The 21,801-nt window shown below is 44.1% G+C and carries 19 protein-coding genes; 13 read left to right on the top strand and 6 right to left on the bottom strand.

Translation table 11 applies throughout. The features are described 5' to 3' along the window. Nucleotides 1-1,557, top strand: a complete 1,557-nt coding sequence (locus Q0081_RS20590; RefSeq protein ID WP_298357859.1) for a GH3 auxin-responsive promoter family protein — start codon at nucleotides 1-3, stop codon at nucleotides 1,555-1,557. A 6-nt stretch (nucleotides 1,558-1,563) separates the two neighbouring features. Here the strand turns inward: Q0081_RS20590 and Q0081_RS20585 are convergent, their stop codons facing one another. Then, nucleotides 1,564-2,247, bottom strand: coding sequence for an START domain-containing protein (locus Q0081_RS20585; RefSeq protein WP_298357856.1), 684 nt, complete (start codon nucleotides 2,245-2,247; stop codon nucleotides 1,564-1,566). Nucleotides 2,248-2,301: 54 nt separating this feature from the next. Beyond that, nucleotides 2,302-3,837, bottom strand: a complete 1,536-nt coding sequence (locus tag Q0081_RS20580) for a S41 family peptidase (protein ID WP_298357853.1) — start codon at nucleotides 3,835-3,837, stop codon at nucleotides 2,302-2,304. 117 nt (nucleotides 3,838-3,954) lie between these two features. Between Q0081_RS20580 and Q0081_RS20575 the strand changes: the two genes are divergently transcribed. Together Q0081_RS20575 and Q0081_RS20570 are read left to right on the top strand one after the other, a co-directional pair. After that, a complete protein-coding gene (locus Q0081_RS20575; RefSeq protein WP_298357850.1) occupies nucleotides 3,955-4,428 on the top strand; it encodes a hypothetical protein in 474 nt (157 codons plus the stop codon). A 150-nt stretch (nucleotides 4,429-4,578) separates the two neighbouring features. Beyond that, nucleotides 4,579-6,261: a hypothetical protein gene (locus Q0081_RS20570; protein WP_298357847.1), complete on the top strand. Its 1,683-nt coding sequence runs from the start codon at nucleotides 4,579-4,581 to the stop codon at nucleotides 6,259-6,261. A gap of 85 nt (nucleotides 6,262-6,346) precedes the next feature. Here Q0081_RS20570 and Q0081_RS20565 read toward each other — a convergent pair whose 3' ends face one another. Further along, the gene (locus Q0081_RS20565; RefSeq protein ID WP_298357844.1) at nucleotides 6,347-8,839 is read right to left on the bottom strand and encodes a PIG-L family deacetylase; all 2,493 of its coding nucleotides are present in this window, start codon (nucleotides 8,837-8,839) and stop codon (nucleotides 6,347-6,349) included. 393 nt (nucleotides 8,840-9,232) lie between these two features. Between Q0081_RS20565 and Q0081_RS20560 the strand changes: the two genes are divergently transcribed. Continuing rightward, the gene (locus tag Q0081_RS20560; protein WP_298357841.1) at nucleotides 9,233-10,072 is read left to right on the top strand and encodes an N-acetylglucosamine kinase; all 840 of its coding nucleotides are present in this window, start codon (nucleotides 9,233-9,235) and stop codon (nucleotides 10,070-10,072) included. Nucleotides 10,073-10,076: 4 nt separating this feature from the next. After that, nucleotides 10,077-11,009, top strand: a complete 933-nt coding sequence (locus tag Q0081_RS20555) for a hypothetical protein (protein WP_298357838.1) — start codon at nucleotides 10,077-10,079, stop codon at nucleotides 11,007-11,009. Here Q0081_RS20555 and nudK read toward each other — a convergent pair. Next, nucleotides 10,998-11,597 (bottom strand): GDP-mannose pyrophosphatase NudK, encoded by a 600-nt coding sequence (gene nudK, locus Q0081_RS20550; protein WP_298357835.1) that lies wholly within the window; start codon nucleotides 11,595-11,597, stop codon nucleotides 10,998-11,000. The two genes, Q0081_RS20555 and nudK, sit on opposite strands and share 12 nt — an antisense overlap. A gap of 62 nt (nucleotides 11,598-11,659) precedes the next feature. Between nudK and Q0081_RS20545 the strand changes: the two genes are divergently transcribed. From Q0081_RS20545 to Q0081_RS20515, 7 genes are all read left to right on the top strand, one after another. After that, complete coding sequence (locus tag Q0081_RS20545; RefSeq protein WP_298357892.1) at nucleotides 11,660-12,412, top strand: DeoR/GlpR family DNA-binding transcription regulator; 753 nt, start codon at nucleotides 11,660-11,662, stop codon at nucleotides 12,410-12,412. Between the two features lie 343 nt (nucleotides 12,413-12,755). Further along, complete coding sequence (locus tag Q0081_RS20540) at nucleotides 12,756-13,154, top strand: RNA-binding protein (protein ID WP_298357832.1); 399 nt, start codon at nucleotides 12,756-12,758, stop codon at nucleotides 13,152-13,154. A gap of 145 nt (nucleotides 13,155-13,299) precedes the next feature. Further along, entirely contained in the window at nucleotides 13,300-15,891 is a 2,592-nt protein-coding gene (locus Q0081_RS20535; RefSeq protein WP_298357829.1) for a c-type cytochrome, read from the top strand. Then, complete coding sequence (locus Q0081_RS20530) at nucleotides 15,888-16,934, top strand: sugar phosphate isomerase/epimerase (RefSeq protein WP_298357826.1); 1,047 nt, start codon at nucleotides 15,888-15,890, stop codon at nucleotides 16,932-16,934. The genes Q0081_RS20535 and Q0081_RS20530 overlap by 4 nt, the downstream gene beginning before the upstream one ends. Nucleotides 16,935-17,051: 117 nt before the next feature. Continuing rightward, complete coding sequence (locus Q0081_RS20525) at nucleotides 17,052-17,837, top strand: SDR family NAD(P)-dependent oxidoreductase (RefSeq protein ID WP_298357823.1); 786 nt, start codon at nucleotides 17,052-17,054, stop codon at nucleotides 17,835-17,837. Between the two features lie 145 nt (nucleotides 17,838-17,982). Further along, a complete protein-coding gene (locus tag Q0081_RS20520; RefSeq protein ID WP_298357820.1) occupies nucleotides 17,983-18,447 on the top strand; it encodes a DUF962 domain-containing protein in 465 nt (154 codons plus the stop codon). 86 nt (nucleotides 18,448-18,533) lie between these two features. Continuing rightward, a complete protein-coding gene (locus Q0081_RS20515; protein ID WP_298357817.1) occupies nucleotides 18,534-19,790 on the top strand; it encodes a lactate 2-monooxygenase in 1,257 nt (418 codons plus the stop codon). Nucleotides 19,791-19,849: 59 nt separating this feature from the next. Here the strand turns inward: Q0081_RS20515 and Q0081_RS20510 are convergent, their stop codons facing one another. Both Q0081_RS20510 and Q0081_RS20505 read right to left on the bottom strand, forming a co-directional pair. After that, entirely contained in the window at nucleotides 19,850-20,371 is a 522-nt protein-coding gene (locus tag Q0081_RS20510; protein ID WP_298357814.1) for a DUF4199 domain-containing protein, read from the bottom strand. A gap of 199 nt (nucleotides 20,372-20,570) precedes the next feature. After that, nucleotides 20,571-21,005 (bottom strand): response regulator transcription factor, encoded by a 435-nt coding sequence (locus Q0081_RS20505; RefSeq protein WP_298357812.1) that lies wholly within the window; start codon nucleotides 21,003-21,005, stop codon nucleotides 20,571-20,573. Between the two features lie 79 nt (nucleotides 21,006-21,084). Here Q0081_RS20505 and Q0081_RS20500 point away from each other — a divergent pair. Then, a partial coding sequence (locus Q0081_RS20500; RefSeq protein WP_298357809.1) for an SDR family oxidoreductase occupies nucleotides 21,085-21,801 on the top strand: 717 nt, incomplete at its 3' end.

Below are 21,801 nucleotides of genomic sequence, written 5' to 3'. Positions count from 1 at the left end.
ATGGCAACAACAAGGAAAGATTGGCTGGTGCAGCAAGGTCTACATCTCTTTATGAGTACTTCCGGTGTCAAGTCGGTGGAAGAGGTGCAATGTGTACAATTGACAAATTTGCTTCGACAGGCCCAACATACAGCTTTTGGCCGGGCTCATGGGTTTGATGCATTGCTTCGCCAAAAGCTTACGGGGAAGGAATTGTTTGAGGCTTACAAAAGCAAAGTGCCGATATTTACTTATGATGAGATGACTGAATTGTGGTGGAATCGAGCATTGGCAGGGGAAAGTGATGTTTGCTGGCCGGGTCAAATCCCATTTGTGGCCATTAGTTCAGGAACGTCTGGGACATACCGTAAAAAAATCCCCATGACCTCACAGCTTATTCAATCAAATCGTAAAGGAGCATTACGGCAAATCATGGCTTTTCCCAGCTTTGGACTGTCTTACAGTACATTGATGGGAGAAACGTTAATGTTGGGAGAAACTACCGCCCTCGTCGATAAGGGGACGCACCTGGAAGGTTATATGAGCAGTATCATGCTCAACCAAATGCCCTTTTTAGCTCGTATGCGCATGAAACCGGAGGCCTCTATTCGGCAAATGTCCGAGTGGAATGAACGTATAAACCGGATCATTGTCAAAGCCCCGGACTGGGATATTCATTGCCTTTCAGGGCTTCCGAGTTGGACAAATCTGCTTTTTGAACAAATTATCCGATATCACGGGTTGAACAATTTGCATGATATTTGGCCTAATTTATCTGTTTTTGCACACGGTGGATTATCCTTTGACCCGTACAGAAGCCTTTTTCGGCAGTACCTTGGACGCGATATTACTTGTTTGGATAGCTACATCGCCTCCGAAGGCTATATTGCCTGCCAAACGGAGCCGATGCAATCGGGATTGACAATGCAATCTGACATCGGTATATTTTTTGAATTTATACCGTTCAATGCCTCGAATTTTGACGAAAACGGCCATTTACTCCCTACATACGACAGTTTTTGTTTGGGAGAGGTAAGCGAAGGTATTGATTATGCGCTGTTACTTTCAACTCCGGCGGGTGCATGGCGCTATATGCTTGGCGATACAGTTCAGTTTACGGATGTGGTCCGTAATCAAATTCGCGTGACGGGTCGAACTCAACATTTTATTAACTTATGCGGAGAGCATCTGATTATGGCTAATATGCTCGAAGCTATGCAGCTTGTAACGGAGCAGTTGCATTTTTCAGCACCTGAATTTACTATTTTACCCCAGCATAGAGGAAATACCTTTTTTCACGAATGGTTCATTGGAGTCGAAGCACAGGCCCCCCCCGATTCTGAGCCGGTCGTGCAGATTTTGGACCGATATTTACGCCAAATTAACATTTACTACCGTGAACTTCGCGACGACTCAATTTTGTCGTTGCCCCTCATCCATATGCTGCCCAAAGAATACTTTTACCGATACTTGGAAAGTAAGGGTAAGATAGGTGGCCAACACAAATTTCCAAAAGTATTAACCGAACTGCATCGCCGGCAATGGATTGATTATCTACACACTTGCGGACTTTATTGAAGATATTTACGGTTGCAGAAAACTAAATGTGCGATTTTGGTAATATGGACGGGAAAGGAGTTTTTCCATGCCCGAAAAAGATTGGTAGGGGCCGACAGCAATCAGTGTATTGACCAGCCAAATGGGTAATTCTCCGCCAGGGTCAACGCTGAAAAGATATTCAACACGCAGTTTATTGTTGGCAATTTCGTGGATGGTCCATAGAGAGTGCCAATGAGGGATTCTGACAACTCCCTTTTTTTCGGGCATCATTCCCGGAACATTAGTGCCGCGAATGTGAAGCGTTCGGGTCGTGTGGTCCATCTGAAATACCATGTGCATGACCAAATCACGATTGGATACGGGCCATGACATAGCCGTCTCGTTATAGAAATAAAATTCGCGGTCATTGACTCGTTTTACAACGTAGGCATCGGCAACCCGATAGACCGCATCTTTGTAGTGGTCTATGTCTGACACAAAAGCCGCCAATTGCGATAAGGTTGCGTTGAGGTCGCAGTTTACCTTTACTTCTTTGAACTTTGAGTCCTCAAGGTGACGGGAATATACGCGAATTCCGTTTTTGTCTTTTTCTAATTTCCAGGTATCGTGTTGGTTACCGGATTGAGGTTGCTGCCCCAAAACGATAAGTGAGGAAAGTAAAATAAATGTAAAGGGGAAAAAACAGACACTCTTCCAAGATTTTGGCATGTGTAATCAATAGTTGACCGACTATAACCGCCGGGTTATCAGAACGAAATTACTTTATTTTAGGGTCAGTCCAGAAGAGCTTTTAACAAGTTCATAGACTTTTTGAATATCCAAATCCTGATTTTTTCGCACAGCATCAAAAGTATATTCTATGGGATAATCGGGCATTACTCCGTGCCCTTCATCGCGACCGGGAATTCGCAAAACAATCTTATACATCGGAATTCGTACTTTGACCATCGTATGAGGGAGTGTGAGGTAAGGGGAAATAAAGGCATTGCAGCCATGCTTTCCGCCGCCTGTTTCGCGTCCAATCACCACCGCACGGGGATTGTATTGTTGAATCATGGAGGGGAAAATAGTAGCAGCTGAGAAAGAGCCTCCGTTGGTCAACAGGTATACATTGCCTTTAAAACCGTATTTGCGTTTGGGTTTGTGAACTTTACCCGTAGCTCTATTCCTTATTTTTCCCGAAGGGAGTTTTTTTGACCAAAAGTTTCGGGCGGCAAAACGGATGAGTTTTGAGCCATAGTATTTGTTAAACGAAGGTCGGCCGCCAATGGCCTCTACGCTATCATAAACTACATAAGGAGAATCCAATAGGTAGGACATCAGATTGACGCTTGCATCGGATCGGCCTCCTCCGTTAGCGCGTAAGTCTATTACTAAATGCTTGATATTCTTCTCTTTGATCTTTCGGAAAGATTTTCTGTAAAAGCGGGTGTGGCCATTGTCACGAAAGGTATTGATGTCTAAAATAGCCACGCTGCTGTCTTTTTCCGAAATCGTTAGATTACGACGTTTGTCGGGCTTGGGCGTTTTGGGGCGAGGTTTGGGAGGCGTACTTGGAACGGTATTGGGCTGAGGTGTGCTGACGGGTTTGGGAGGGGATTTTTTGGAAGGCTTGGGAGGCTTGCTAAACGTCATTGTCAGCGCTCTTTGTTTGCCCGTTGAATCTTTTACGATTACATTGAAGGTATCGTTGTTTCCGTATAGGTATCGGTAAAACGAACCAAAATTGCCGTTAATGACCGTATTTTTAAATGTCTGATTATAGCCGTCGGAAGGAATTAAGCTACGCATTTCTTCCAAAACCTGAGGAATGGTCCGTCCGTCTAAACTGACGATTTCGGTTCCGACAGTGAGCGTAGAATCATCCGTACGATTTTGGGTAACGCGCAGTTGATTGTTTACCCAAAAAACCGACAGTGGAAATTCTTTGGGTTTGTTTTTCTTTACGTATTTGGTGTATTGTTGGGAAGGGTAAATGTCGGTATGCCCGCAACGGATATAGGAGAAAACGGGATTGACCGTACGACGAAACTCCCGTTCGGTCATGGAATGGTCTAATTTTTGTTCGGTTTTGTCAAAAATCCATTTGATACTGTCCGGGGAAGTATAGCGATAAATACCGGGGTGAGCTTCTTCCAACGAGTGTCGCATGAGACCATAGTCTTGGCGGATTTGTTCGACAGAGTAAAGCTTTTTGGGGTCAAATTGACTACTGCACGCAGTGAAAAGCAGACAATAGGCAGTAAACAGTAGGCAGCGGCCCGTCGTACGGTAAGCAGTGGACAGTAGGCGATTCACAAGTGGCAGTTTTTTTACAATAACGGTAAATATCTACAAAAAAATACATAAATTTCCTGAAAACAAAAACGATTCATTCTCTGTTCTACAGTCAAACAATTAAAACAAATACAGGTTATGGCACGCCCGAATCTTGATCTTATTTCAGCGCTTCGGCGCACTGCTCGTAAAATTGAACAAGGTTCTCCGTATCAGTGGGGACACATGGGAAGTTGCAATTGCGGGAATTTGGCGCAGGAAATTACAAAATGGACCAAAGCCGAAATCCATGCACACGCCCTTGCCAATGGTCGCGGCGACTGGAATGAGCAACTCAATGATTATTGTCCTACCAGCGGTTTGCCGATGGATGTGCTCATTAATGAGATGATGGACGCGGGCTTGGATTCCGACGATTTAAAGCATTTGGAGCGCCTATCGGATGTACGGATTTTGTATCGCTTACCCGAAAACAAACGTTATCTGCGGCATAATTTCCGAGATGATGTGGTACTTTATATCAATGAATGGGCTAACCTTCTCGAAGAGCAATTGCTTGCACCGATTCAATTGCCCCGTTTTGAGTGGACAGAGGAGTTCGTACATGCTTAGTTAGTTCAGGAATTCAATCCTTTATTTTGATTAATTCATTCAGAGCGCTTGCCTTTCGGTGAGCGCTTGTTTTTTGTGGGGTTGAAGCAAACGCCGGCATGGTTTTTTAGTCTTTACTAAAACCACATCAGTAATAACTTCAATCTAAACATGAGGAACAAATGGATTAAATGGGGATTAATCGCCGGAGGGATTGTTCTATTTCTTGTAGCAGTAGTAATAGTGGCGGAACGCTATTATTTACAGCCCCTGCTTGCCAAAACGCTCAAAAAATCGGTTTCGGAAACATCGGATGGTATGTACCAAATTGAGTTTGAGAAGCTGCGGTATGAGCCGTTTTCAGGCGATGCGCAACTTACCCATATCAAGTTAATTCCCGATACCCTTTTGTACCAAAAACGGATAGATAACAGCAAGACGTCCAATTTTATTTATGCTACTTATATTGACGAAATTCGATTCAGCAATATTCGGTTGTTTAAGCTCGTGGCAGAACGAAAACTGGACATTGACCTTGTCAGAATCAATAAGCCTACGGTCGAAATTACGCAGCGTAAACAAGATGAAAAGCCTAAAAAATCTCCTGCATCGCCTTACAAAGTGATATCAAAATTTGTAAAATCGTTTCGAGTCAGAAAGGTAGAGTTTGACCAAATGAAATTTGTGTTTTTTGACAAAACCAAGCCTGCTACAGAGAAGATTGTCTTGGATAAACTAAATATAGACATTGCCGATTTTTTGATTGATTCGCTTTCGGTTTTAGACACTACCCGGTTTTATTATTCTAAAAATACCGCCTTCCAACTGTCCAATCTAAACTTTCCTTCGGTCAGTCCGTTGCACGATTTTCGTTTGGATACCATCTCTTTTTCATCCGAACAGCGACAAATTCAGGTCAAGGGAATTCATTATACGCCCAAATTCAAAGGACGTCAATACACTACCCGAGCCGACGGCGATGACCGGATATCGTTTGTATTTGAAGATATTTTGGTGAAAGAGGTGGATTTGAACGCTTTGATTTTTGACAAAAAGTTAGTGGCACACCAGGCTCATATTCAACGCGGCAACATTGATATTTTTGGGGATGGCACTTATCGGGCCGCTCATTCCAAAATGGGAAAATATCCTCAGCAGTTGTTCAGAAAATTGAATTTCAAGATGAAATTGGACACCGTTCGAGTCGAAAATTTCCTGATTTCTTATTCAGAATACAACCCAAGTACGGAAGGAAGCGGGGGAGTTAATTTTAAGTTGGTCAGAGGTGATTTAGTCAACGTGACCAATGATACGTTGCCGCTGGCTAAAAATCCCATCTGCGAGGCGCGGATTGAGAGCCTTTTTATGGGAGTGGCTCCGCTGAGTACGCATTTTAGGTTCAACATTGCTTCTAAAAGAGGAGATTTTACCTGTGAAGGAGTTTTGGGGGGGATTGATTTAAAAGTAATTAATCCTGTTTTGACGTCATTAGCACTCATCAAAATCGAATCGGGTAAAGTCAGGAGTTTTAAGTTTTTAATGAAAGGGGATGAATACGGGGTTGGCGGGAAAGGCACTTTGATTTACCACGACCTGAAAATCATTTTTGAAAAGCAAGACGATGATGGAAATACCAAAAAACGAAAATTGGTAACGGGTTTGGCAGACAAGATTTTTATTCAGGACAATAATCCCTCTCCGGATGAACCTATAAGAACGGGTGAAATTAAGTACACTCGTGACCCTAAAAAATCGTATTTTGCCACCCTTTGGCGTAGCCTTCGACAGGCCATAGCAGGGTGCGTTTTGAAACGAAAAGGACTCAAAAAGCTAAAAAAAATGGGTCGACATTGATCGGCCCATTTTTTTTAGCTCAGAAATCATTTTCTGACTCCTCACTTCTGTCTCCTGATCACAGCGGTGGGCCGCTCCTGATTTATTATTTCTTGCCTAACGAAATCAAGTTCGCAAACAAACGGTACGCTCCCGGAACCCCTCCTGGAAGTTCACGGAAAAATACTAAGCCTGTATATACAAAATGTCCTTTGCCGTAGGGAGCATAAATAAGGCTTCCCTCTTTAGCGGCTTCGTCGACGTCGTTGGCTGAGAAAATAGCCGTATAATTTTTATCCCATTCCACGGCAAAATAAATACCTCTTTCTTGAATCCAACCCTTGAAATCGTCCGAAGTGATTTTATTAGGAGTGTTCAAAATAGGATGATTGGGTTGTAAAATTCGCATTTCGGCGTCCTCTTCCGTTACACGGTCTCGGCCTACTTTAAAGGGGTACGGGCCCATTTCTTTTACTTTGAGCGTGCTTCCAAAACCTCCGGCAGTCACGTACTGCACCACCATTGTTCCGCCGTTTTTGACGTACTCCATCAGTTTATCCTGAAAATATTTGATGCGGTCTTCGGTATTATACGCCCGAACTCCCACCACAATCGCATCATACACAGAAAGATTTTTGCTCAGCGCTCCTTCGTCGAGTAGGGTTACGTTGCATCCCATTTGCTGCAATGCTGCGGGAACTTCATCGCCGGCACCGGCAATGTATCCAATGGTTTTTGCTTTGTTTTTGATGTCCAGTTTCACCAAAGCCGTGGTAGCTGTCGGGAAAATGGTCTGCGTTGGAATGTGCTTGTATTCAACCGAACGAATGCTGTAGGAATTTTCACCGTTTTCGGTTTTGGTAATCACTTTTAGCTTCGCTTCGCTTTGTTGAGCCGATGGAAACACCTTCACACTCACGGTTGTTTCCTGGTATTTTTCGAGCAATTCAAACGGAATTTCGGCCGGTTCTACCCGCCATCCTGCGGGAACTTCAAATGCCACGGTTCCTTTCACGTTTGCCCGATGGGCTTTTACTAAAATATCCACCATTTTGGGTTGATTGTCGGCAAAAACGTACACTTTTTCGTTCACATTCGCAGTTACTTCCGGGCGCACTTCGTAAGGACGATATACTTCGCCATCCACAGGGTCGGTCGATTTGTATACCCACGGTTTGGTAAACGTAAACGATTGGTCATCAATTAAAAACGTAAATGACGTTTGAAGCGAGGGAATGTTTTCGGGAGTACTGAGTTTGGATTGGTCATCAATTTGGAAGGCCCCGTTTTTAATGGGTTTTTCCAACCAATACGGCTGACTTATCTTAGTTGTTTTAGGAACAACGGTACTGAATGTAAAATTGGAAAGTTCGTTGTTCTTGAGGTCAAGTGTTAACGTCGTGTCTTTTTCAGCGCCCCAAAATTGCATACGGGTAAGTTTCATGGGGTAATTGGCGCGTTTAACCAAGTTGACGCGTACCGTAGCGCGGTCGCCCTGTGCCACAGCATAATCAACGGGATTGGTTTCAAACCATAGTCCCAAACAGTTTTGCAGCAATACCTCTACTTCGGCTTTCTTTTGTTGGACGTACTTATTTTGGGCATCCAGTTTTCCGAGTTCCTGATAAATTTTTACCAACACAGGCACCGACGAGGCAGGATAATTAACGTTGTAGTTGCGAATCGCTTGGTCAACTAATTGAGCTACCTGTTCGCTGCCTTTAACGCGGCTCCACGTCATATCAATGCCGTCAAACAGGTCTTTTTCGGCAGGGTCACCGTCTTTGTGCATCATAAAATCAATGCGCGCATTGCGGTTAGCACCCGAACCAAATCCCTGGCTTTTGTGCGAACTGCGGCTTTCAGCGGCGATTTCAGCGTACGATTTTCCAATGTAAGAATTATAACCGCCTATATCGACAGTGATAAAACTTCCTTTGTCGGTTGGTTTTTGATTGGTAAATCCGGGCGAAAAAGAGTTCCAAACAATGCGTTTTGGTTGCCAAATCTGTACTTCTTTGAGTTGTTCGGGAAATTTAGTAGCATCTCCCGCCATTTTAAAAGCTAATTCCGCCAAAAATGCTGACGAATTATGGTGGCCGTGGCCCGCACGCGCATCAGGTGGAAAGCGCGTAATGAGCACATCAGGTCGGTTTTTACGAATATGATATACTACATCGGATAGAATATTGTTTTCGCCCCAAAATTTGAGCGTTTCTTCGCGGGTTTTAGAAAAACCAAAATCGTAGGCTCTCGAAAAAAGTTGTTCGGCACCGTCAATACGACGAGCGGCCAAAAGCTCCTGAGTTCTGATAACCCCGATGTATTCACCCTGTTCCGGACCGATGAGGTTTTGCCCTCCATCGCCGCGGGTAAGAGCAAGGTACTGGGTTTTGACGAGCCTTTCTTTCGATAAATACGTCAGCATCAGGGTATTTTCATCGTCGGGGTGAGCTGCAATATGCATGGCACTGCCTACTACATTCAACTTTTTTAGGTTAAGAAGAATTTCGCTGGAACTGAGAGGTTTGACTTGTGCGTGGGTAAAAAGGGTAAAAAGTGTAAGGGTAAAAAGTAAGCAGGACTTAAATTTTCTCATGGTTTGGTCTTTTTGCGGGTGATTTGACAAAACTACAAAAACTAAAGAAAATTTTGTGAAAATGTATTATCGTATACTAACCAAATTACCTACCTGAGAGGGCTTTTACAGTAACCTTGTGACTATATGACGCAAGAATTCAATAAATATGAGATTGATAAGAATTGTCTTTACATCTACTTTAAATGGTTCTAAAAATTTTTTTCTCGCTATATTCTTAACAATTTGCGCCCTAGAGAGAACACTCGTGATTTCGTCAATGAGTCATTAGTTCATGGGAAGCAGTGTATTGTTGCAGTTTTATCACTTCAAGAATATTACTTCTTTTTTCTTTTTTTAATTTAACCGGGTCGAATGGAATTGAAATAGATTCCTTCTGAATGACAAAAAAATATGATTCTAATAGCAGATAGCGGCGCTACCAAAACCGATTGGCGTATTATAGATTCTCAGGGGGGAATTCAACAGGCGAAAACCATTGGATTGAGTCCCTATTACCAAACTTCCGATTCCATTGCCGCCGAATTAACCCAAAATTTGCTTCCTTTTGTCAAAGAAGAAGTGTCTGAAATTCATTTTTATGGAACAGGCTGCGCCGGAGAAGAACCCTGTGCGATTGTGCGGCGGGGATTGCAGGCGGTTTTTCCTTCTGCCCAAACCATCGAAGTGGACAGCGATATGTTAGGAGCTGCGCGGGGCTTGTGCGGACACGAAGCAGGCATTGCCTGTATTTTGGGAACGGGTTCCAACAATTGCCTCTATGACGGTCGCGACATTGCCGATAAAATCCCTTCACTCGGTTTTTGGCTTGGTGATGAAGGAAGTGGCGGTTATTTGGGAAAAACGCTTGCCGTGGCCTTTTTACAAAAAGAAATGCCCGAAGATTTAGCGGTAAAATTCGCCAAACGCTACGGCCTGAATCGCGACATCGTATTGGAAAATGCCTATAAACAACCGTTTCCCAATCGCTATTTTGCCGGCTTTTCTAAGTTTCTGTTCGACAATCGCAGCCATCCTTTTGCTTACACATTGGTCTACGATGCCTTTGGTGATTTTTTAGCTAAATACGTTTGTAAACTTCCTGATTATCAAAAATATAAAACGCATTTTGTCGGTTCCGTAGCTTTTTATTACAGCGATATTTTGCGCCGTGCCGCTGCCGAAAAAGGCATTGTTGTAGGGTATATTATGGAAACTCCCATTGCGGGATTGTCATTGTATCACAGACAGTAAATCTATGCGTCTTTTTCAATTTTATTTTTCTTTTGGGTTATTGTTTACTATTCGGTTAACTGCTTTAGGCCAAGAGAAATGTGTTCTTTTTTTAGATAAAGATACTCGTCAACCCGTTGCCTATACTGCTGTGCAGTCCATCAAAAAGGGAGTGAGCGGTTTTGCGAACGATAAAGGAAGATTTTGCTATCCGGATCAATCTCTCGGAGACAGTATTTGGGTCTCTGCATTAGGGTATAAAAAATTACTTTTAAGCCATCTGGAACTTGAACAAAACAATGAAATTTTACTTGTGAACGAGCCATTTGCGTTACCGGTGGTGACGATAAAGCCTTCGATCAATGAAGTGATCTCATTGGGATGGTTTAATAAGAAATTTCGTTTAGGTTTTTATTCTTATGTGCCTAATTCCAATTTTTGTGTGATGGCTTTTATTGCTAACGAGCTACACCGATTGACTGTTATCCAGCAACTTCAATTTCGATTTACAAAATGGAATTCGGGTATTGCCAAAAGTTTTCGACTTCGTATAAGAATCATGTCACCTGCGCCTAATGGCCGAAAATTTCCATATCAAGACTTGCTTCGACAAAATGTGACAGTGGACGTAAAGCCAAAGCAAGAATTTCTCGAACATGATGTGAGTCAATATGCAATCCCATTTGATCTAGAAGGAGTTTGGATAGGTTTTGAAACCGTGGGCTATATTGATTTGAACGACCAATTTATTCCAATTTTAGATGGAGAGTTTGGTAAAACCACTAAAAAAGTCAGAAAAATGAAAGATGCTGATTACCATTTAAGCCCGCACATTGAAATGGCGAAAACCGAGCACGGAATTAAGACTGCTGAATACATTCCGCAAATAAGGCGCTGGACTGGTTTGATGAAAGAGAGGGTTCCTATGTTTGGAATTCGCGTTTTTTCAGACAATTGAAGCCTTTGTAAGTAGGTTTTTCAATTGAGCGTATTGCAGCAGCATAATCGTTTTTCCGTCTTTGATTTCACCCGTTCCTATCATTTTCAGGGCTTCCTCAAAAGACATTTCCAGCACTTCAATGTTTTCCTGCTCGTGTTCGGCACCCCCTCCGTCGTTGACTTTCATGTCTTTATGATATTCGGCAACGAAAAAATACAGAATTTCAGTCACGGAACCGGGCGACATGTAGGATTCAAAAACTTTTTTGACATCAGTAATTCGGTAACCTGTTTCTTCTTCGGTTTCTCTTCGAATGCAATCTTCGGCGTTATCTTTATCGAGTAAGCCCGCGCAGGTTTCAATCAACATACCCGTGCTGTTGCCGTTGACATACGTCGGCATTCTGAATTGTTGGGTTAAAACTACCGTTTGGTTTTCTCGGTTGTAAAGTAGAATAGTGGCTCCGTTGCCTCGGTCGTACGATTCACGCGATTGTTGTGCCCAATTCCCAGAAGGATTTCGGTAGTCGAAGGTGATTTTTTTGAGTGTGTACCAATTATCAGAAAGCAATTTTTCTTCAATGATTTTAACATTCGGATTATTCATAGCTCTTAAATGATTGTTTTTGATTGAATTTGTTTATTTTTGAGCAAAATAAACAAATTGAGATGGGTTATCAAAGCAGAAAGCAAATCATTTTAAAAATAGTTGAGGAAAAAGAAGAGGTTGATGTCAAGGAATTAGCGCAATTGCTTGATACATCGGAGATTACTGTCAGACGGGACTTGACCTTAATGGCCTCGGATGGATTGATTTATCGGACGCACGGTGGTGCAATGAAATTGAGTTTGGCCAATCAACCCGTCAGTTTTGCACAAAAATCGGGGGTAAATGCGGATAAAAAAGACTATATCTGTCGTTTGGCTGCGGCCGAAATTCGGGAGGGCGACGTAATTTTTATGGACTGCGGCAGTACGGTTTTTCGACTGTGTCCATTGATCAAAAACAAAAGAATTAAAGTAATCACCAATTCTTTACCCGTTGTTTATGAATTGATGAATACGGAAGTATCCATTAATTTGGTGGGTGGAGAAGTAGACAACGAACGGCAGGCTGTACACGGAACGATGGCGATTGAACACATTCAGCGGTATCGAGTCGATAAGGCATTTGTAGGAGTAGGCGGGATTTCACCCGAAAATGGACTAAGTGCCGTGAGTGAAAGAGAAGCGGAAATGACAAAAGCAATGTCTGGAAATGCTGAAAAAACGTACCTTTTATGTGATTCTACTAAGTTGGGAACAGACAAATACCTGGCTTTTGCTCCTCTCACTATCATTGATATATTGATAACAAATGAACAGGCGGAAGAAGTTATAAATAGGTACAAAAAAGCGGGAATAAAAGTAGTAAATCAATAAAAAAAGTCGGGGACAGCAATTGCCATCCTCGACTTCCGCGTGTGCGTTCCTCAAATAGTAAGGCAGGTTATGCCTTAAAAGATTTTGAGAGAATTAACTTCCCTCTAATCCTGTAACCTATGTACGCAAAAAAACGGCTTAGGGTTGCGCGAATAGCTTAAATTTCTGTAAAAAATCCTTGAATAGTTTGTTAACAATCAGAAAATTAGTTTTTATATTTGCCACGCTATTGGTAGTTTCTCTGTTTCTCTCGACCGCATTGCTGCGTATTTGTCATCTGTCGGACGGAGTTTAGATCGAAGGCCGTCTGTAGCACACCAAACGTTTTACTGATCAAAGCACAATGAACATTTATGTAGCAAACGTCCCGTTCAAGGCGAACGACGACGAATTACGCGAGTTATTCGAGGAATTTGGCGAGGTAGCTTCTGCCCGCATCATCATGGACAAGTTTACGGGTAAGAGCCGGGGTTTCGCGTTTGTCGAAATGCCTAATGACGACGAAGCCAAACAGGCTATTTCACAATTGAATGATTTTGATTTCATGGGTAAAGTGCTCGTAGTAAACGAAGCTCGTCCTCGCGAAGATCGTCCACGCACCGGTGGTGGCGGCGGTTTTGGTGGTGGTGGAGGCGGCGGCCGTGACGGAAACCGTGGCGGTGGCGGCGGCGGCGGAAGCCGTGGCGGTTACGGTGGCGGTGGCGGCGGTGGCCGTGACAACGATTACAAAAAGCGCTGGTAATCATAGCTTTTTAGGACCTTTAAAAGAGCCGATTCGAAAGAGTCGGCTCTTTTTGTTTGATATTGCGGTTGGAATTAAGTAAAAATAAACCAACTCATCCTTGTACAGGAAATGGTGTGCAAGCTGTCCAAACTACTTCATTTCAATGGCTCATTCTTATCGAAAAATTCAATTAAATGAGACATGCAAAGTCTATTCCAATTGGTTAGTAGGTGCAGGTTTCGTAAGCCTGTTAGGTTTCATGATTCTTTCGGGAGCAAAGCCAAACGATGGCCCTTCGCCTGCCCGTACCCCTGCTCAGGAATTGGCTACTTTTCAGGTGGAGCCAGGGATGAAAGTTCAATTGGTTGCCTCGGAACCGATGGTTCAGGACCCCGTTATTATTAATTTTGACGAAGATGGCCGCCTTTGGGTCGTGGAAATGCGTGGATTTATGCCCACCATTGATGGCGATGGCGAAACCGAACGGGTAGGGCGGTTATCGGTGTTGGAAGACAAAAACGGGGACGGAAAAATGGACATCAGCACCGTTTTTCTGGATAAATTGGTCATGCCCCGTGCCATGGCATTGGTTCCCGGGGGAGTTTTGATTGCGGAAAATGGGGCCCTTTGGTTTGCAAAAGATGCGGATGGTAATCTGAAAGCCGATTCTAAAATTCTGATTGACTCTACTTATTCTCGGAATGGGCTTCCTGAACATACGGACAATGGCCTTTGGCGCGGCATGGACAATTGGTATTACAATGCTAAATCCCGTTTGCGGTATCGGTTGGAAGAGGGAAAATGGCTGCGCGACAGTACCGAATTTCGCGGGCAATGGGGCATGAGCCACGATGATGAAGGCCGCCTGCATTACAATTATAACTGGTCACAATTGCACGCCGATTTGATTCCGCCTAATTATCTTTCTAAAAATAAAAATCATACGCCCACTTCCGGTATCGACCACGGGCTCACGATTGACCGCCGAGTGTACCCGATTCGCCCCAATCCGGCAGTTAATCGAGGCTATATTCCCGGTACATTGGACTCGACAGGGCGTTTGTTGGAATTTACTGCCGCCTGCTCACCGCTGGTGTATAGGGGAACGGTTTTTTCGAAAGCGTATCAGGGAAATGTCTTTGTGTGTGAGCCTTCCGGAAATCTCGTCAAGCGCAATGTGGTGGAGAAAAAAGGTTTTCTGGTCTCTGCTTACGACCCGCATCCCGGTAAAGAGTTTTTGGCTTCCACAGATGAGCGTTTTCGGCCGGTACATTTAACAGCCGGACCTGATGGGGGGCTGTACATAGCCGATATGTACCGTGGGCTGATTCAGCACGGGGCATACGTAACACCCTATCTGAGAGAACAAACCATCAGTCGTAAACTCACTCAGCCCATTCACCGAGGTCGTATTTGGCGAGTGGTTCCGATCGATTGGAAACCTTCAAAACCGAAAAAACTTTCGAAGGCTACTTCGGAAGAATTGGTAGTCAATTTGTCGCATTCCGACGGTTGGCAACGTGATATGGCGCAACGGCTGTTGGTGGAGCGAAATGACAAAAAGGCGATTGCTTCTTTGGAAGAAGTAGCCCTGAACGGTCAAAATAATTTAGGAAGACTTCATGCTTTGTGGACGCTGCAGGGCTTGAAATGGACAAATGCCGACCTTCTTTTTAAACTTCTGTTTGATAGAAATGCACTCGTGGGCAGTACGGCGTTGCGATTGTTGGAGCCGATTGCCCAAAAGGAGAAAACGATTCGTGAGAAATTGGGAGATGTTTTACTAAAAGGATGGGAACAAACACCCATTGAACAAACCCTTCAAATTGCACTTTCGGCACGAGTACTTGAACCGCAGATGGCTCAGCCGTTATTGATGGGTATTATTGAACGATATGGTACCTATCCTTTGATGCGGGATGCGGTCATGAGCAGCCTTCCTAATCAGGAATTTGCCTTTTTAGAACGTTTATTAAAATCTCCCCATTGGCAAACTGCTCAGCCCGAAAGAGAGATTTTTCTGGAAATGCTTACGACCTCCATTGTTCGTAAAAGAGAAGCGAAAGAGATGTTGGCACTTTTGGAGAAATTAGACGTGGATAAAGCTTCGTTTGGGTGGCAACCAAAAACCATGTTGACGGCCATGTCGATTCAGGGCAAAAATCGAAAATTGAAACCGATTCAGCTGGCTACCGCGCCGGTACTTTTTGCTCGTGCTGATTTTGAACCCGCTCAAAAAAATCGTCTTCAAACCCTCGAATCCTTGTTTGAGTGGCCCGGACATATCGCACAGGCGAATGTTTCACAAAAAAATCCTTTGAACGAGGAGCAGCAACAACTGTTTACGTTGGGCAGGCAGCATTATCTTACTACCTGTGCTGGTTGCCACGGCAGCGACGGAGCCGGTTTAAACCGCTTTGGGCCGCCCTTGATTGAGTCGGCTTGGGTGTTGGGAGATGAAAAACGCCTGTCACTCATTGTGTTACACGGAATGGAAGGGCCGTTGGACGTAGCCGGAAAACTCTATGACGTCCCCGACATACTGCCCGCGATGCCGTCACACTCTGTCATGGATGATGGGGCTATTATGGCGGTTTTGACCTATATCCGTAACGAATGGGGCAATAATGCCGGGCCGGTAAGCAAAGGAATTGTGAGTAAAACGAGGCATACTTCGCAGGGACGAGTAGTGCCCTGGACGGCCAAAGAATTGAATCAGTACCTGATTGATACTAAACCAAGTACCGGAAAATGAAAAGACGCAAATTTTTACAAAACGCTACGTTGGGTTTTACGGCACTTTCTCTGCCCAAATTCCCGCCATTTTTAGCGGAAACCCGCATGGGCGTGGTGGTACATTCCTATGCCTTTCGTGGGAATCCGAAAGTGGAAAGTAAAAAATACCCGGGATTTCAAAACGCCATTGACTTGATGGAACATTGTCATCAAATCGGAGCCGGAGGAATTCAAGTGGTGGTAAAAGACTGGTCGAGCGATTTTGCTAAAAAAGTGCGTGAACGAAGAGAAAAACTGGGAATGTATCTCGAAGGATCTATCGGTTTGCCCAAAACAGCCGCCGACGTGGCAACCTTCGAAACAGAAGTAAAAAACGCCAAAGAAGCTGGGGCTCATATTTTAAGAACCGTGAGCTTGGGCGGACGCCGCTACGAAACATTGCATAGTCCCGAAGCTTTTCAGGAATTTAAGAAAAATGCGACGTTGGCCATTCAATTGGCCGAGCCTATCGTTCGTAAATACCAAGTCAAATTAGGAATAGAAAATCACAAAGATTGGCTGGCGAGTGAGTTGGCCGCTACTTTAAAGCAACTCAGCAGCGAGTGGGTAGGAGCCACGTTAGATTTTGGTAATAACATTGCCTTGTTGGAAGACCCGATAACTACAGCGCAAACCTTGGCTCCCTATTTGATGAGTACGCACATCAAAGACATGGCCGTCGAAGAATATGCGTCGGGTTTTCTATTGTCGGAAGTGCCGATGGGAAAGGGAATTTTGGATTTGCCCAAACTGATTTCAATTTGTAAACAGCACAATCCTAACGTCACATTCAATCTGGAAATGATTACCCGCGACCCTTTGGAAATCCCCTGCTTGAATAACGATTATTGGGCTACGTTCAGCGGAGTTTCAGGAAGTGAATTGGCCCGTATGTTACAAATGGTTAGAAAAAATAAACCCAAATCAGCCCTGCCGAGAGTCGCACAGTTAAGTCTGGATGAAAAGTTGGCGGCAGAGGAGGATAACATCGTTCAATCGTTTGATTACTGGAAACAGCATTAGTGATATTTGTGTCCTCATAAACAAAGGCAAGAAAATAATCACCGCACAGGCGTCGCAGTGGTGCCTTGGCCACATTATTCACCATTCACTAAATCACAATTCACAATTAGTTAAAATATGAGCAAAGAAACACTTCCTGGCATCAAACAATTTGATTTAAGCGGAAAAGCCGCCATCATTACAGGAGGCTCCAAAGGATTAGGACTGGCCATGGCAGCCGGGCTGGCGTCGGCGGGAGCCAATGTCATGTTGGTGAATAGAAATGCCGAAGAAGGAGCAAGTGCCGCCCGGGAATTGAGTGAAGAATATGGCACCAAAATCATTTCTTTCAGTGCTGATATTACGGATTTGGCCCAAACCGAAGCCATGGCCAAAGAAGCCATGAGCGTTTTTGGCCGAATAGATATTCTTATCAACAGCGCTGGTATCAACATCCGAGGGGCGATTGATGAACTTACGCCCGACGATTTCAAAAAAGTAATGGATGTGAATGTGAACGGCACTTGGCTTTGTTCTCGGGCAGTCATTCCCTACATGAAACAAAATAACCGAGGCAGCATTATCAACATGGCGAGTACGCTCGGTTTAGTCGGTTTGGCCAATCGCACGCCTTATACGGCGAGTAAAGGCGCAGTGGTTCAGATGACCCGAGCGCTTGCGTTGGAAATGGCTCCCTTCAATATCAATGTCAATGCCATTTGTCCAGGACCATTCCTGACCGAAATGAACATCCCCATTGCCCATACCGAAGAGGCTATAAAATTTGTTGTGGGTGCTACGGCCGTAGGTCGTTGGGGACAGTTGCGGGAAATTCAGGGAGCCGCCATTTTTCTGGCAAGCGATGCCGCTACGTACATGGTTGGTTCCATACTTACGGTAGACGGCGGTTGGACTGCCCGATAGAGCAGGGCTTAGGATTGTTTGTGAGGACACAAATAACGGCCTTAGACTGGCCGATAGATTGCAGTTGATTTATTGAATGATTATCGTCTAATTTTATCAGGAATTATTTATAATTTTGGGTAACTAAACCAACCCTTTTAAAATTATGAGAGCAATAGATGCCTGGCTAAACGAATATGGCGAAAGCCATCAAAATCCCACCAACAAACTGGTACACTGGATTTGTGTCCCTTCCATTTTTTTTAGTGTAGTGGGATTATTGTACAGTGTAAAATTTCCCGTTTTTATTGCCGAAAATCTCCAACTGAATCTGGCGATGGTGATATTGGCACTGGTTTCACTTTATTACATTCGATTGTCGGTTACCTTGGCCGTTGGGCTTTTGTTTTTTGCGGGCTTATGTCTCTATTTGGCCCAACAAATTGAAAACCAAGGGCTAACCTTATGGCAGGTTTCGGTGGGTATTTTTGTGGTTGCTTGGATAGGACAATTTTGGGGACACAAAGTGGAAGGCAAAAAACCGTCGTTTTTTAAAGATTTACAATTTCTGATGATTGGGCCTGCCTGGCTAATGCACTTTATTTATAAAAAAATAGGGATTCCGTATTAAAAATAAGTTTGCTGTTGTGAGGTAACCGGTCCATATCGGTTACCTTTTTTATTATATTCCATCCTAAACTGAAATTCGTTGATTGTATGAATGCTTTTGAACGCCAAAAGAAAATATACCTGGAAGGAGCTTCAGGAATCGTTTCACCCATTCCGGTTGATTATCATTTATTGGAAGCAAAGGCAATGAAAGCGACATCGCCCGAAGCAGCCGCTTACATTATCGGTGGGGCAGGTCACGGTGATACGATGGCTCAAAACAGAAGGGCATTTGAGCGTTGGCGGATTTTACCGCGCATGTTACGTGATGTTTCCGTTCGAGATACAAGCATTGAATTGTTTGGTCAAAAACTCCCTTATCCGCTGTTGTTAGCGCCCATTGGTGTGTTGGAAATGGTGCATCCGGAAGCAGATTTGGCGGTAGCGAAAGCCGCTTCAGCGATGGGAATTCCCTATATTTTTTCAAATCAGGCTTCTGTTCCGATGGAAGTGTGTGCCGAAGCCATGGGCAATCAGCCGCATTGGCTTCAATTGTATTGGAGCAAGTCGGACGAATTAGTGGCCAGTTTTGTACAGCGGGCCGAAAAATCTGGTTGTCAGGCCATTGTGGTTACGTTGGATACGACGCTTTTGGGGTGGCGCACCAAAGATTTAGAGTTGGCCTATTTGCCGTTTTTGCGCGGTATGGGCATTGCTCAATATACTTCAGATCCTGTTTTCAGGCGTTTATTGGATGAACCCGATGAAACCCCTGCTCCCAAACCGAAAGTCACGTATGATGCAATTCGTACGTTATTGAAAGGAATCAGCCGTTATCCGGGCAGTTTTTGGGAAAATGCCAAGTCAGGGTATCCTCGTAAAGCCGTCAAAAAATTCATTGATATTTATACACGACCTTCTTTGACGTGGGAAAATTTGGCGTATCTGCGACAAATTACCAAACTTCCGATTTTGTTAAAAGGAATACTGCACCCCGACGATGCACTTAAAGCATTGGACCATGGCATCAACGGTTTGGTGATTTCCAATCATGGTGGACGTCAGGTCGATGGGGCCGTGGGAACGATGGATATGTTGCCCCTGATCGCGAATGCAATTCAGGGGCGTATTCCATTGCTGTTGGATAGTGGGGTACGCGGTGGTGCCGATATTTTTAAAGCACTGGCCTTGGGCGCTACGGCAGTCTGTTTGGGGCGTCCTTACGTCTATGGCCTTGCTTTGGGCGGAAGCGAAGGTGTTCAACAGGTTTTAGCCAATTATTTGGCTGATTTTGACCTGACCATGGCACTTGCCGGCTGTCGCTCTATTAAGGAAATCGGAACAGAAAATGTGTTGAAAGTTTAGTGGTCGGATGAACGGAAAATGTAGTAACGGAACACGGATAGAGTATTAAGAATCCTAACTCATCTCTTCTTTAAAACCAACGCCGATACTGTGGTCATCAATAAGCCGACGGGAAAAGGCTCCATGAACGTCACGGCAAAATTGTAGAAAGGGTTTTGATAAAGTTCTTTGGTACGATTCATTTCGGCGGTTTGCTTCGCTATTTCGGCGGCACTTTCACCGCTTTCTTTTAGTTTTTGGAGTTGATAGGCTCCAAAATCGTCCATAAAATTTGGGAAAAAGTTGAAGTAACAAACGACCCACGTAAGCGAATAACAAATGCAGGAAATGACAGTGACTAAAATGCCGATTTGAAACGCTCTCCCGAACGTGATTTGACCGCCGCCCTGCTCATCGCGGTACGTTTTAATTCCGAAAAAGACCAGTACGAGCGAAAGAATAATGCAGGTAAATCCAACCCAAACGCCGTATTCAGCAAATTTTTGGAAGCCGATTACTTTCATAATCGAGGAAACAATCAGCATTAAGATAGAAGAAATAACTCCCGAAATAAGCCCGTAGCGGATAATTGTCTGTCTCATTTTTAAAATTTATTTTTAGTGAACAATCGAAAAATTTGATCAAAAACGTCGGCGAGGGCTGGGCCGCAACGGCACGGCCCGCCGCTGCGGTACCGTGCCCCCGTTCAAACCTCGTCGACGTTCACAAAAGTAGGACACAGGCACGGCTACCTCTGTCATACTTTCGGGTGATTTTCAATTTTGAGGCCTAAATCATTCTTTAGTTTACCCGTATCAGTCCCAATTCCTTAGCCTTGTGGACGGCTTTGGTGCGGCTGTTGACTTCCAATTTCTCAAACAAACGCGCAGAATGAGTTTTGACCGTGTTCAGAGAAACGAACAATTTATCTGCAATTTCCTGATTGCTTAATCCTTGGGAAATCAACTCAAGTACTTCATGTTCCCGTTTGCTGATGCCCCACTCTTTGATTTTGTTTTCGTCAAATTGAAGGGGTGTTTGAATAACGACTGGGGCTGATTTCCTTTTTGTTAGTTTGAGTCCCGCCCAAATGCCTAAACCCATGAAAATTAGGGCGATAAGCCCTCCATAAATTTCAAACACGTAGGCACGAACCAAGAATTGATATTCAATAAGTCGAAGTACGACCAACAGTATTCCTAATCCTATGCCGTAATAAATATAGATTCTTTTCATTCAGTTGGGTTGGCAGTATGACTTTTTCCCAAAATTGCTTAAAATTGATAAACAACTCAATTTCTACACAATTATTCGCATGAAACTAATCAATCAAACCGCCATTGTGACGGGTTCCAGTTCGGGCATTGGGCGTGCCATCGCTGTGGCGTTCGGGCAGGAAGGAGCCAATGTAGTCGTCAATTATAATAGCAGTCGGGAAAAAGCGCTGGAAGTAGTCAAACAAATCAAAGCCGTTGGCGGAAAAGCCATTGCGGTCAAAGCACACGTCGGAAAGGAAGCCGATGTCATTCAAATGTTTGAAAAAACCGTGGCTACTTTTGGACGGGTGGATATTTTGGTGGCTAACAGCGGTGTTCAAAATGATTCTTCTTTCCTGAAAATGACCCTGGAACAATGGGAAAATGTCATCAATATCAATCTGACGGGACAGTTTTTGAGTGCCCGAGAGGCTGCCAAACATTTTGTAGCACAAGCCGAAGGAGAGACGGTTGATCGTGCCATTGGCAAAATTATTTGCATGAGTTCGGTACACGACATGATTCCGTGGGCGGGCCATATCAACTACGCGGCTTCCAAAGGAGGCGTTTTGATGTTTATGAAATCCATTGCGCAGGAATTGGGCCCGCTCAAAATTCGGGTCAACGCCATCAGCCCGGGCGCGATTCAAACGCCTATTAATAAAAGTGTTTGGTCGTCGGAGCAGAACATGAAAGAGTTGATGAACCTAATTCCCTATCGCCGCATTGGCCAACCCGAAGATGTAGCTAAAGTGGCCGTTTGGCTGGCCTCCGAC

The organism is Runella sp. (assembly GCF_027484545.1).
Lineage (GTDB): Bacteria > Bacteroidota > Bacteroidia > Cytophagales > Spirosomataceae > Runella.
This window is presented reverse-complemented; position numbering and strand designations above follow the sequence as displayed.